Source organism: Uliginosibacterium aquaticum (genome assembly GCF_012972705.2).
GTDB classification, from domain to species: Bacteria; Pseudomonadota; Gammaproteobacteria; order Burkholderiales; family Rhodocyclaceae; genus Uliginosibacterium; species Uliginosibacterium aquaticum.
The window spans coordinates 197,716-210,881 of sequence record NZ_JABCSC020000004.1 but is presented as its reverse complement, the minus strand read 5'-3'; the positions used below and the strand labels follow the sequence as shown (position 1 = coordinate 210,881).

Genomic DNA, 13,166 nt, shown 5'->3' with positions numbered 1-13,166 from the left:
CCCGATCAGCTCAGAAGCCCTTCAGGCTCTGCAGCGGCTGGCGCAAGCGGATCAGCCACAGGGAGGTCGGCTCATGATTCGGCTCGACGCTGAGCTGGCCGCCTGCGGTGAGCTTGCCGTTCTCGACCCGGTAAGCCCCTCCATTGTCACCCTGTGCGCCGCTCAGCCGGGTCTGCAGGCCGAAATCGTTGTCATTGATCACCGCAATACCGTCTTCCAGCAGTGCCAGGCCCTCGGCCTTCTCGGCCTGCCAGCCCAGCTCGCGCAGATCCAGCAAGGGCTTCACCTGCACCATGCGCACGCCCTTCAGCTCGGCCTCGCTGGCAAACTCAAGGGCCTGCCCGCTCTGCGTGCGGCGCTCGCTGATGTCCTCGGCATCACGGATATCGATCAGCTGAATCAGGTTGCGCATGCCGTTCTTGCCAGCGCCCTGATCGATCAGGGCGAAGCGCCCATCGTCAATGGCCACCAGATCGCCAATCTTGGCGTCGCCAGCGCGCCGGTAGTGCTTCAGATCAAGCGGGTAGGCAAACTGGCGGGTCTTGCCGCTGACCGGATCGAGTTCGACGATGCGCGTGAAGCGGGCCTGGTGCTTGCTCTTGCCATCGATATCGAGCGTGGACTGCACGGCCGCATAGACCTTGCCGGAAGGGCTCAGCGCCACGCCCTCGAAACCGCGATTGGGCTGACGCGCAGCGAGGATCTCCGGCAGGCCCTTGCCCGGCGCATAGTGGCGCAGCACCTGGCCGCGCGCATCGAGCTGGGTCAGGAAGGGGCCGTATTCGTCGACGATCCAGAAATTGCCCGCGCGATCGCGCACGATGCCTTCCGGGTCCAGCCCGCGCAGGCTGAAGGGCAAGGGCTGCAGATGATCATCAAGCGCCTGCTCGCCGCTGGCGCCTGTCTGGCCGACCGGAATCGGCAAGCCAGAGGCTGGCTCGGCGCCGAAATGAATCGGCAGCGTGCGCAGCACGCGCGCGCCCTCGCCCGGCCTTACCCGGATCTCGGCCAGGCGCGGCACGAAGGCCGGCACCAGGAAAATCTTGCTGGCCTGCTCGCGGCCCGCCTTGCGAACCGAGGGCGAATCCGCGTTGGGGCCGCGATCACCGATGCCCCAGAACACCAGCTCGCCCTCCGCGGAGCGGCCTGCATAGCTCAGGCCGGAGCCCGGCGCATAGGGCAGGCTGCCATCGAAGGCCGCCGCAAAAGCGCCGGCGTAAGGCAGGCGCTCGCGCTGCGGCAGGCGCACTTCGTAGCGCTCAACGCTGCGCACCGCCGGATGATTCGCCGCTACCTGTTCGAAGGCTTTGCCCTGCAAGGGCGACAGCGCATCGGGGCTATGCGCACAGGCGGCCAGCAGCAACACGAGCAGAAGGGCAAGGCTTGAACGCATGGTGTTCTCCGGACAAAAGGCGAGAGTCTCTGCCTGACAGCTTACAGGCGGATGACAGGCCCTTACCCGTGCGGCCGGCCCCTGCCCACACCAAACTGCCGCATGAGACGGGTAACAATTCCACAGATAGCAACTTTCGATGCTCAGGCATGCAGTCTATGCTGAGGACTCACCCTGTTCGCGAGCCTTCTCCATGCTCCGCTGCCGACCTTGCTGCCTTCTGCTGCTCCTGCTCAGTCCATTCCTGCACGCGGCCGAGCCAGCTGCGGAAGTGACCTGGTACTACCCGGACTTCCCGCCGACCTACATCGTGACCGGCCCGCACAAGGGTGAAGGCCTGGCAGACAAACGCGAGGCCTTCATTCTCCGGTCCCTGGGTGAATTTCGTCACAGTCGTGTGATGGCCAACACGGCACGCGTGATGCAGGACATGAGGCAACGCGAGATCTGTCAGAGTGCCATGCTCAAGACACCCGAGCGCGAGACTTTCATGGTGTTTTCCGAGCCCGTCGCCGAACTGCTGCCCACCGGGTTGATCGTCAGCGCCGAACGCAAGGCCGAGATTGCGCCACACCTGAATCCGCGCGGTGAAGTCCGCCTGCCCGAGCTGCTGAAAGCCGGCAAACTGAAAGTACTGATGGCGGCAGAACGCAGCTATGGCGAGCATGTCGATGCCGCCCTGAAACTTGGCCGCAGCAAGCGCAGCGTGGAAGCCTTCTATGCGCCGGATCTGTTTGTGAGCGGCCTGCTCAAGATCGTGCGGCAGAAGAAGGCTGACGCCGTGGTTGGCTATCCGATCGAACTCATCTGGGCCCAGCAGCAGTTCGAGCTCCCGCCGGACGCCCTGCTATTCCTGCCCATAGAAGGTGAAACCCAGCTCCTGCAATCACGCGTGGGTTGCTCACGTGGCCCCACTGGTGAAGCCGTGGTGGCCCGCGTCAACGAGTTGCTGCGCAACGGCCAGCTCGCCGAGGTGGCCGAGCGGGCCTACCTGGAGTGGGTGCCGGAAGCCAATCACGCCTACTATCGTCAGTTGCGCCAGGCCAGCAAGCGTGAGAGCGCCCCCACCCGCTAGACGCGAAAAGGGCGCAGCACGCTGCGCCCTGCTGGGTGGCCCGAAGCCGGATCAGCCCAGATGCCGCTTGAGGAAATCCAGCGTGCGCTGCCAGGCCAGCTTGGCCGCAGCTTCGTTGTAGCGCGCGGCGCCGGTGTCATTGTTGAAGGCGTGATTCACCCCCTCATACAGGAACAGTTCATACGGCTTGCCAGCGGCCTTGAGCGCCGCCTCGTAGCCCGGAATGCCCGCATTGATGCCCTGATCGAGGCCGGCATAGTGCAGTTGCAGCGGCGCCTTGATCTTCGGCACATCCTCGGCCTTGGCCTGGCGGCCATAAAAGGCCACGCCGGCGTCCAGATCCGGCGCCAGTACCGCCAACTGGTTGACCGCTGCGCCACCCCAGCAGAAACCGACCACGCCGACCTTGCCAGTGGACTGGGCGTGGCCCTTGAGGTACTTCAGCGCGGCCAGCGAAATTGCGCCAATGGTGGCGGCATCGAGCTTGCCGATCAGGTCGCGGGCATTGTCTTCATCGGCCGGGGTGCCGCCTACTGCGCTGAGGTAATCCACACCAAGCGCCAGATAACCCGCCAGCGCGAGGCGACGGGTGATGTCCTGGATATGAGGGTTGAGGCCACGATTCTCGTGGATCACGATCACCGCTGGCAGTTTGCCGCTCACGCCTTTAGGTGCCGCCAGGTAGGCATTGAAGTTGCCGCCGGGGCCGGCAAAGCTGACAGTCTGGGCGCTGATACGTGCATCGTCCGGCGGCAGGATGGCGGCCTGGGCGTAATTGTTTTCAAGAATGGGCAACAGCGCACTGGCGGCCACCGTGCTGCCGGTGATCGCGCTGAGGCGCTTCATGAACACCCGGCGTGGCAAGGGCGCATGGGTGTATTCGTCGTAGAGCGCGATGATTTCCTGATTGATGGCCGGTTCCTGGCCCTGCGGCTTGCTCATGCGGCTTCCTCTCGTATCGTGGGTTGGCGGGTGGGCTGGCAGCTGAAGCTGCTCTGCTGGCCGGGCGTAGGCCAGCCTCCGCTATGGATACAGGGGAGAGGAATAAGTTTCAAGCACCAAGGGGCATAGCGCAAAGCTATTACCCGACTGCAGCAGACCGCTCAGTTCTCGTACCCCGCGTCCAGCGCCGCCCAGTCCACGTCCCCGCAGAGCACGAAGCGCTGCGCGCCCTGCTCGATGCAGATCGACACCGTGGCACACAAACGACCGCTGGCCACCGACAGATAGGGGCGGGTGGCCTGAGCTTCGCCCGGTGCCCGCATGGCCTTGACGAAATACTCGCGCCGCGACCAGCGTGCGCCCGGCTGATGGCCGAGACGGAAGCTCAGTTGTGAATCCAGCGCGCGGCCGGCTTCGATGCTCACACCCAGCTGGCAGCCTTCCTGATCCAGCAGATAGAGGCTGTTCGCGTAAGGCAGATGCTGCCAACAGGCCGCCGCAGATTCGAGCGCCTCGCCCCGCGCCAGACGCCAGGCCGCGTCACGGATACAGCGCAGGTAATCACTCAAGGGATCGAGTCGTGCCTCCGGTTGCGGTAACAGCTCGCTGCTCTGGTGCTGCCAGATCGCACCGATGCGTGCATCGAGCAAGGCATCCTTGCTCACCGGCTGGCTGATCGGGTGGGCGAAATACCAGCCCTGGCCGAAATCGATATTGGCATCCATGGCGATCCAGGCCTGATCCAGGGTCTCGATCCCCTCGAGCAGCACCAGGGTGCCGGCCTCGTGCAACAAGCTCACGATCTGCGGCAGCAGACGACGCACCGAGCGATCCTCCGCCGCGCGTGCGGCGAAGGATCGATCGAGTTTGACGACCTCGGGGCGGATCTTCCACACCCGGTCGAAATTCGAATGCCCAGCGCCGAAATCATCCAGCGCTATTCCCAGCCCCACATCCCGCAAGGCCGCCACGCCCTCCTCGAAATGGGCCTGGTCGGTGATTTCCTCTTCCACGATCTCGATCACGAAGCGCGACTCGGACCCCTCAACGAATTCGCCGATGGCGCGTGCGGCCTCCAGCGAATCGCCGTGGCGCAGGCTGTCGAAAAGCTGCGGATGCAGGTTCAGAAAGAAGCGGCCGGGCAGGCGGCGCGAATTGATGATATGCATCAGGCGCGTGGCGCGGTCCAAATGCAGCAGATCGTCCTGACCGAACAGCGGACTGAACAGGGCGGAGGGAGACATGCTGCGCCCGCCGGGGCCGACGACCCGCAACAAGGCCTCGTGCGCCACGATGCTGGCGTGGCTGAAACTGACGATGGGCTGGAACACGCTGGCGAGGCGATAACCGCCCCAGTTCAGCTTGAGCTGACCATGCTGCCACTCGCTGCCCGCCAGATAGGGATGCAAACGCTCGGGAACGCCGGCCAGCTCCGGGCGGCGCGGCGGGACGGGTGCTGCCGGCCCGAGGCTGCTGATTCCTTCGCTGTTGATGAACATGTGACGGCGGCCCTTCCGTGAAGCTGGCGGGCCGGGGCGCACACAGGCGCACCGGCAGATTTTTATGGTCAGCGCAGATGATCCGGACAGGGCCCCGGGTCGTCTAGCACTTTAGTTATAAATTCGTGAAAAGTTACAAAGCGCCCGCACCAACTCCCGACAGACGGCGGATCCACCCGCCTGACCGGAGCCCACCTCACTCGGGCAGCCCCAGCGCGGCCCGCGCATTGGCACTGGTAACACGCACCACACTGGCCACATCAAGGCCGCGCAGGGCTGCCAGCTCGGTCGCAAACCGCGCCACGGCAGCCGGCTCGTTGCGCGCCTGCGCGGCCCAGGCTGGCGGGATGTCTGGCGCGTCAGACTCCAGCACCAGCGCTTCGAGCGGCAGGCTGGCCGCCAGCTGGCGGATGCGTGTCGAGCCGGCGTAGGTCATCGCCCCCCCGAAACCGAGCCGGAAGCCCAGCTCGATGAAGGTCTGCGCCTGCTGCAGGCTGCCGTTGAAGGCATGGGCAATGCCGCCACGCACGCGATGGCGGCGCAGGTACTTGAGCACCCGGTCCTGGGCGCGGCGGATGTGCAGGATCACCGGCAGATCGAACTCCCGCGCGAGCTTCAGCTGCTCGGCGAAAAACCATTCGCGACGCGCCGGGTCCGGCTCTGCCTCAAAGCCATCCAGGCCGATCTCGCCAACGGCCACGGCGCCGCCTTCAGCCAGCTGGGCCCCCAGGCGGGCGATATCGCTCTCAAGCGCGCGATCCACGTAGAGTGGATGAATCCCGCAGGCAAAGGCACTGCCTGGCAAGCTGGCAGCCAGGGCACGCACCGTGGGGCCATTAGCGATTTCGACTGCCGGCAGCACGAAGCGCGTCACACCCGCAGCACAAGCCCGCGCCACGACCGCAGCACGATCGGGATCGAACTCGGGAGCATCCAGATGCAGGTGGGTGTCGATCAACATCCGGCGCTCACCCGTTGAAGGGCCTCAGGGCTGCAAGCAGAACTGCTCGATATCGCCGCTGATCCAGGCACTGGTGATCTCCGCGAGCTGGATCACTGCCTGGCGCTCACCGATGGCCAGCGCGGAGGGCTCCACCTTCTCCAGCGGCACCCGCACATCGACGATGCGCCGATACACCGAAGTGCGTCCATCGAGCGAGATACGCAGCGTGCCGGCGAGCAAGGCCGTGGCTTTGTCGGCCTCATCGATTTCGAGGATAAAGTCGGACAGCAACAGGTTCAGCCGGCAGCGCCCGGCCGGATCCATCGGCAGCAGGCGCGACAAGGCCTGATCCACCAGGGTGGCAGGCGGTGCAGCCCAGCGGTTGAAGGCATACGCACCACGCGTGGTGGAGCGTTCGGCATCGCGGTAATGCATGTTGAGCCCCGCCACCACCGGCGTCGCGCTCACGGTCAGCGAGCGCAAGGGCAGCTGCTTGCGGGCCTGGGTGCGGAAGCCGCCCCCCAGATCATGCTGGATCAGCGCCGGGGTGGCCTTGGGCGCAATGCCGCAACCGGCCAGCAACGTCGTTAGCACGACAAGGAGAGAAAAAATCTTCATGGTCACGGTGCGTGCTCGCCTGGGCCGGCCTCCTGCTGGCGCTTGCCGAGCAGGAGTAATTGCGGGTTGCGCTCGATATCGTCCAGCACCCGGGAGAGCTGCTGGGTGTTGGTCTGCAGTTCGAGCATCAGCTGGTTCATACGCGGCAGGGTCTCGGCGGTCAGGCTGGCCTGCACATCGCCGCCGAGCTTGTCGATACGCGTGCCGGCAGCGGCAACCTTGCCGGCCGCATTCCGGAAATCTTCCACCGCCGGGCCCAGCTTGGTGGACAGACCCCGCAGCTGGTCCAGCGTGTCGGCCAGTCGCTCGGCGTTTTCGGGGGCCGAAAAGCGGCGCAGGTCGGCGGCGAGGCCAGCCGTCTGGCTCAGCGCCTTTTCCAGATTGGCCGAGCTGGCGGCAAGGTTCTGCAAGGTCTGGTCGATGCGCGCCACATTCTCTTCCGAGAGCAGCTTCTCGACGCGCTCGCTGCTCCTCCTGAGGCGGGCCATGACTTCCTGGGCGCCCTCAGTGGCGTTCTCCATCAGGGAGCCACCCGTGCTCATGGCAATCAGCGGCAGGCCGCTGCCGGGCATGGCCTTGGGCGGAACCGGGTCCGAGCCATCATCATCGAGCTGGATGAAGCCCTGTCCGGTCAGACCCTGGGTGCCGATGCGGGCGCGGGTGCCACGGGTGATCGGAATATCCGAATCCACGCGCACAAGGATGTTCACCTCGCGGGTATCGGTGAGGTCGACATCGATCACCTTGCCCACCCGCACGCCGCGATAGCGCACGGCGGCTTGGGGATTGAGGCCAGTGACGCTCTTCGGCGACACGATCAGGTAGCGTGTCGTATCCTGCGCACCGCCCGAAAACCACCAGAACCCGGCCAGCGCGGCAGCACCCAGCACCAGGGTAAAGAGGCCGACCATCAGGGCGTAAGCGCGGTTTTCCATCTTCAGTCGGAATCCGGTTCGGGCGGAGCTTCGTCCACCGTCGCGTGGTAGCGGAAAAATTTCTGGATGAAGGGATGCTCGACAGCATGAATCTCGTCGAGCGTGCCTGCGGCGAGTATACGGTGTTCGGCCAGCACCGCAACGCGGTTGGCCAGCGCCGAGAGCGTGTCCAGGTCATGCGTCACGAAAACCACGGTGAGCCCCAGTTCGCCGTGCAGCTGACGGATCAGGCGCACGAAGCCGGCACTGCGCTCCGGATCCAGCCCGGCAGTGGGCTCATCGAGCAGCAGCAGCTCGGGCTCCAGCGCCAGGGAACGGGCCAGTGCTGCACGCTTGACCATGCCACCGGAAAGCTCGGCCGGCATCAGGCCGGCATGGCGCGGCTCCAGCTCCACCAGCGCCATCTTCGAGAGCACCAGCGGACGGATCTCGTCTTCATGCAGACCGCCGAATTCACGCAGCGGAAAAGCGATATTGTCGAACACCGAAAAAGCCGAAAACAGCGCGCCATGCTGGAACAGCACCCCCATCCGGCGCAGGCGCGCAAAGCGCTCGGCGCGGTGGCCGGCCTGGTGCCGCTCGCCGAACAGCAGGACCTCGCCCAGGGTCGGCCGGCTCAGGCCGATCATCTGACGCAATAAGGTCGTCTTGCCGGCGCCCGAGCCGCCCACCAGGGCCAGCAGATCGCCCCGCTCGACCTTCAAGTCCAGATTGCGATGGATCCAGTGCCCGCCCAGGCGGGTACACACATCGCGCAGCTCGATCACCGGCACGCTCGTCGTGCCCGTCGTACTCATCGCAGCGGCACTCCGATGCCCCGCGTGAGCATGGCAAACACGGCATCGATCAGGATCACGGCGGTGATCGCGGTCACCACGGACGCCGTGGTGTTGCGCGACAGGCTTTCGGTATTGGGGCGGATACGCAGGCCGAAATGACAGGCGATCAGCGCGATGGCTACGCCGAACACGGCCCCTTTGGAGAGGCCGATGTAGAGGTTCTGCACCGGCACCACATGCGGCAGCGACATCAGGAAGAAGCGCCAGTCGATCTCAAGCTGCAGGTCCGCCGCCAGCATGCCGCCGCCCAGCGCAGCTGCCGAGGTCCACAGCACCAGCAAGGGCATCGCAATCGCCATCGCCAGCACCTTGGGCCAGATCAGGCGCTGATAGGGCGAAACGCCGATCGCCGACAGCGCATCGAGTTCCTCGGTGACGCGCATCACGCCGAGCTGGGCCGTGATCGCCGAACCGGAGCGCCCTGCTACCAGGATCGACACCAGCACCGGCCCGAGCTCGCGGATGATGCCGATTCCGAGGATGTTGATGATCAGCGCGTCAGCCCCGAAGTTGCGCAGCTGCAAGGCCGACAGGTAGCTCAGCACGATGCCGATCAGGAAACCCACCAGGGCCGAGATCGGCATGGCCTGCACGCCGGCCTTATAGAGCGCTGCCGAAAACTCCTTGAACGGGATGCTGCGCGGCTCGATCAGCAGACGCACCACTTCGCTTACCACCATGCCCAGCATGTGGGTGAAGTCGCGCAACTGGTCGAACAAATCCAGCACCGTGCGCCCCACCCGCAACACAGGGAGCCACGGGTCGCGATGCGGCGACGGCGGGCGCAGGCCTGCCAGCGGCTTGATACGATCAAAGGCACTGTGCAGCCCCGGCGGCATGACCAGGGTTTCCGGCTCACGCATGCCCCAGGCACGCCACAGCAGCAGCGCACCGAAGCTGTCGATGCGACTGATCTGCGACAGATCCCACACCGGCACCGCGCGCACCACCAGCAGACGCGCACGCAGCCACACCAGACGCGGGCGCAGCGCGGCGAGGGTCCAGTCTCCCGAGAGGCGGCAGTGCGCGCCTTCGTGTTCCAGATGCGGTTGCGGACGCGCCTGCATCGTCAGACGCCTAGCGCATCCGCAGGACGCCGGGCACGCACCCGCAGGCTGCGGCCAAGACGCGCCCACTGCGCTTCTTCATCGTGCAGGGCTGCGGCACTCAGCGGAGAGGCCTGCAGCCAGTCCTGGGCAGCGTGCACGATGAAGCCGCCGCGCTTGTCGAGCTCGACCTGAACCGGCACCGCTTCGCGCGGCTGACGTGAGCGATGCAGCATCGTAGCCAGACGCAGGCACAGGATCAGTCTCCAGTCCGGGCTCTGCGGGCCGAGCGCCTGAACCCGTTCAAGCTTGCCGCGATGGGCCAGCGCCAGCCTTGCCAGGCGCCCCTGCTCCATGCGCGAAAAGCCCGGCATGTCGGCGTTGGCCACAATGTAGGCGCTGTGTTTGTGGTAGCTCGAGTGCGCCACCGACAGGCCGATTTCGTGCAGCTGGGCGGCCCACTCGAGGAAGCGCCGCTCATCCCGTGCCAGCTCTTCGTTCTCTCCCGCCAGCAGCGGCGCCAGCAATTGCAGCGCGGTATCGGCCACCCGGCGGGCCTGGGCGGCATCCACCTGATAACGGCGCACAAAGTTTTCCACCGTCGCATCGCGCAAGTCATGGCGGTGATAGCGCCCGAGCAGGTCGTAGAGCACGCCGAGGCGCAGGGCGCCATCGGAGAACTCCATGCGCTCGAGGCCAAACGCCGTAAAGATCGCCGACATGATTGCGAAGCCACCGGCAAACACCGGCAGACGGTCGTTCTTAAGGCCTTCGAGCTGCAGCTTGTCGATATGGCCGGCGCGCAGCATCAGCTCGCGCAGCTTGTCGATGCCATCGCGGGTGATGCCGCCGCTAGACAGCCCATTGAGTTCCAGCACGTCGCACAAGGCCTTGGCGCTGCCGGAAGAGCCCACCGCCAGCTCCCAGCCGGTGCTGCGGTAAGTCTGGGCGATCGACTCCAGCTCGGTTGCTGCCGCCAGTTCCGCTTCGCGCAGCGCTGCCCGCGTGAGGCGCCCCTCCGGGAAGAAGCGCAGGGTATAGCTGACGCAGCCCATGTACAGCGACTCGAGATGCAGGGGCTCGAAATCACGGCCGATGATGAATTCGGTGGAGCCGCCGCCAATATCGACCACCAGTTGCTGACGCTGCGGATCCGGCAGGGTATGCGCCACGCCGACGTAGATCAGGCGTGCTTCCTCGCGCCCGGCGATCACTTCGATCGGGAAGCCCAGCGCCTCTTCGGCGCGCAGCAGGAACTCCGGGGCATTCTTGGCCACCCGCAAGGTATTGGTTGCTACCGCACGCACTGCATCCGGGCGAAACCCGCGCAGGCGCTCGTTGAAGCGGCGCAGGGCCTCGAGTCCGCGCTGCTGGGCTGCCTCGTCGAGCAGCTTGTCCGGCCCCAGACCGGCGGCTAGGCGCACCGCCTCCTTGAGGCCATCGAGCGGATAGATCTGATCCCCCTGCACCCGCCCGACCATCAGGCGAAAGCTGTTGGAACCCAGATCAACGGCACAGACGAGACTTTGCGGCATGAGCAGAATGTGCGCTTGGCAATCGAAGCCCCGATTCTAGCCCGGAAAACCGGGCTCCACGGCAGCAGTCAGCGCTGCCCGCATGGCGCCTGACGCTGTCATCATGCTGTAACTAGAATGTCACACACTCACGCGCCGATCCTGTTGCGCGCCGATCCCACTCCCATGCCCGCCATGCCACATTCGCTGACCTACCCCACGCCCGCACCGGAGAACCTGCTCAATCGCGAGCTTTCCATCCTGGCCTTCCAGCGCCGGGTGCTGGCCCAGGCCGCCGACGACAACGTGCCCCTGCTTGAGCGCCTGAAATACCTGTGCATTGTGTCGAGCAACATGGACGAGTTCTTCGAGATCCGCGTCGCCGGCATCAAGGAGCAGATCAAGCAGGGCAGTGCCAACTACGCTGGCCTCTCGCCCAAGAACCACTATCGCCAGATCAGCCAGGAAGTGCACGAGATCATCGCCGAGCAGTACGCCCTGCTCAACGACGCGATCCTGCCCGGCCTCGCCAAAGAAAGCATCGTGTTCCTGCGCCGCTCGCTGTGGACTGCCGAGCAGAGCGCCTGGGTACGCGAATACTTTGAAAATCAGGTCATGCCCATCCTCACGCCGGTGGGGCTGGACCCGGCCCATCCCTTCCCACGCCTCCTGAACAAGAGCCTTAATTTCGTGGTGGAACTCGAAGGCCGCGACGCCTTCGGGCGCAGCTCGAACATCGCCATCGTGCAGGCTCCACGTGCCCTGCCGCGGGTGATCCGCCTGCCGCGCGAGCTCACCGGCCTCGAGCACGGATTCGTGTTCCTCTCCTCGGTGCTGCACGCCTTTGTCGGCGAGCTGTTCCCGGGCATGAACGTACTGGGCTGCTACCAGTTCCGCGTCACCCGCAACAGCGACCTGTTTGTAGACGAAGAAGAGGTCAAGGATCTGCGCAAGACCCTGCAGGGAGAATTGCAGCAACGCAATTACGGCGATGCAGTGCGCATGGAAGTAGCCGACAACGCCTCGCCGCAGATGGTCGAGTTCCTCCAGCAGCAGTTCGGCCTGTCCCGTGACGAGGTCTACCGCGTACCGGGCATCGTCAATCTGGTGCGCCTGATGCAGGTGCCGGACTGGGTCGATCGCCCTGATCTCAAGTTCAAGCCATTCGTGCCCTCGCTGCCGAAGAGCCTGGACAAGCGCGCCGATCTCTTCGCCGAGATCCAGGCCCGTGATGTGCTATTGCACCACCCCTTCCAGAGCTTCGAACCGGTCATTGAACTGCTCCGCGATGCGGCCGACGACCCCAACGTCGTCGCCATCCGCATGACGGTTTACCGTACCGGCACCGACTCCGTGCTCATGGAGCAATTGCTGCGTGCAGCGCGCAAGGGCAAGGAAGTGAACGTGGTGGTCGAACTGATGGCGCGCTTCGATGAAGAGGCCAACATCAACTGGGCGGCCAAGCTTGAAGACGCAGGCGCCCACGTGGTGTATGGCGTGTTCGGCTACAAGACCCACGCCAAGATGCTGCTGATCGTACGCCGCGAGGAAGACCGCAACGGCCATCAGTTCCTGCGCCGCTACGTGCACCTGGGCACCGGCAACTACCACCCGCGCACCGCCCGCTTCTATACCGACTTCGGCCTGCTGACGGCCAACGAAGAAATCTGTGCCGATGTGCATGAGATCTTCAAGCAGCTCACCGGTCTCGGCCACGCCGAAGAGCTGCGTCACCTGTGGCAATCGCCATTCTCGATGCAGCGCAACGTGATCGCCGCCATCGACGCCGAAGCCGAAGCCGCACGCCAGGGGCGCAAGGGCCGCATCATTGCCAAGATGAACGCCCTGATGGAGCCGCAGACCATTCAGGCCCTGTACATGGCCTCCCAGTCCGGTGTCGAGATCGATCTGATCGTGCGCGGCGCCTGCGCCCTGCGCCCCGGCGTGCCCGGCCTGTCGGAAAACATCAAGGTGCGCTCGGTTGTCGGTCGCTTCCTCGAACACACCCGGGTCTTCTACTTCCATGCCGACGGCGAAGAGCAGGTCTATCTGTCGAGCGCCGACTGGATGGATCGCAACTTCTTCCGTCGCATCGAATCCTGCTTCCCCATTCTGGATGCCAAGCTCAAGCGCCGCGTGATCCGCGAAGGCCTCAAGCCCTATCTGGCCGACAACAGCCAGGCCTGGGAGATGGATGGCAACGGCCACTACCGCCGCCGTAGCCCGCGCGCCAATGCCGCCACCCACAATGCGCAGACTCTGCTGATGCTCGAGTTCGGCGGCTGAACGTTCCGGGGCGCTGCGCAAGCTATCCTGGATCAAGGCGACGGTACTCGCCTGCCGCCGAGAATCATGGCCTTCA

Annotated in this window: 11 protein-coding genes; 2 read left to right on the top strand and 9 right to left on the bottom strand. The window is 65.1% G+C overall.

All coding sequences use genetic code 11. The annotated features are described in order from the left end of the window. Window positions 1–10 precede the first annotated feature (10 nt). Window positions 11–1,393: an esterase-like activity of phytase family protein gene (locus HJ583_RS16190; RefSeq protein WP_170022886.1), complete on the bottom strand. Its 1,383-nt coding sequence runs from the start codon at window positions 1,391–1,393 to the stop codon at window positions 11–13. 193 nt (window positions 1,394–1,586) lie between these two features. Between HJ583_RS16190 and HJ583_RS16185 the strand changes: the two genes are divergently transcribed. Continuing rightward, window positions 1,587–2,468, top strand: coding sequence for a TIGR02285 family protein (locus HJ583_RS16185; protein ID WP_170022885.1), 882 nt, complete (start codon window positions 1,587–1,589; stop codon window positions 2,466–2,468). Window positions 2,469–2,519: 51 nt separating this feature from the next. Here the strand turns inward: HJ583_RS16185 and HJ583_RS16180 are convergent, their stop codons facing one another. From HJ583_RS16180 to ppx, 8 genes are all read right to left on the bottom strand, one after another. Further along, window positions 2,520–3,410, bottom strand: coding sequence for a dienelactone hydrolase family protein (locus HJ583_RS16180; RefSeq protein WP_170022884.1), 891 nt, complete (start codon window positions 3,408–3,410; stop codon window positions 2,520–2,522). Between the two features lie 161 nt (window positions 3,411–3,571). Next, entirely contained in the window at window positions 3,572–4,909 is a 1,338-nt protein-coding gene (locus HJ583_RS16175; RefSeq protein WP_170022883.1) for a sensor domain-containing phosphodiesterase, read from the bottom strand. Window positions 4,910–5,105: 196 nt separating this feature from the next. Next, a complete protein-coding gene (locus HJ583_RS16170; protein ID WP_170022882.1) occupies window positions 5,106–5,870 on the bottom strand; it encodes a TatD family hydrolase in 765 nt (254 codons plus the stop codon). Window positions 5,871–5,894: 24 nt separating this feature from the next. Further along, window positions 5,895–6,470: a hypothetical protein gene (locus tag HJ583_RS16165; protein ID WP_101944177.1), complete on the bottom strand. Its 576-nt coding sequence runs from the start codon at window positions 6,468–6,470 to the stop codon at window positions 5,895–5,897. 2 nt (window positions 6,471–6,472) lie between these two features. Next, window positions 6,473–7,405 (bottom strand): MlaD family protein, encoded by a 933-nt coding sequence (locus tag HJ583_RS16160; protein WP_170022881.1) that lies wholly within the window; start codon window positions 7,403–7,405, stop codon window positions 6,473–6,475. 2 nt (window positions 7,406–7,407) lie between these two features. Next, window positions 7,408–8,202, bottom strand: coding sequence for an ABC transporter ATP-binding protein (locus HJ583_RS16155; protein ID WP_101944179.1), 795 nt, complete (start codon window positions 8,200–8,202; stop codon window positions 7,408–7,410). Then, a complete protein-coding gene (locus tag HJ583_RS16150; protein WP_170022880.1) occupies window positions 8,199–9,311 on the bottom strand; it encodes an ABC transporter permease in 1,113 nt (370 codons plus the stop codon). The genes HJ583_RS16155 and HJ583_RS16150 overlap by 4 nt, the downstream gene beginning before the upstream one ends. 2 nt (window positions 9,312–9,313) lie before the next feature. Further along, the gene (ppx, locus tag HJ583_RS16145) at window positions 9,314–10,825 is read right to left on the bottom strand and encodes an exopolyphosphatase (RefSeq protein WP_170022879.1); all 1,512 of its coding nucleotides are present in this window, start codon (window positions 10,823–10,825) and stop codon (window positions 9,314–9,316) included. A gap of 165 nt (window positions 10,826–10,990) precedes the next feature. Between ppx and ppk1 the strand changes: the two genes are divergently transcribed. Next, window positions 10,991–13,090, top strand: coding sequence for a polyphosphate kinase 1 (gene ppk1, locus HJ583_RS16140; RefSeq protein WP_408058212.1), 2,100 nt, complete (start codon window positions 10,991–10,993; stop codon window positions 13,088–13,090). The last annotated feature ends 76 nt before the right edge of the window (window positions 13,091–13,166 follow it).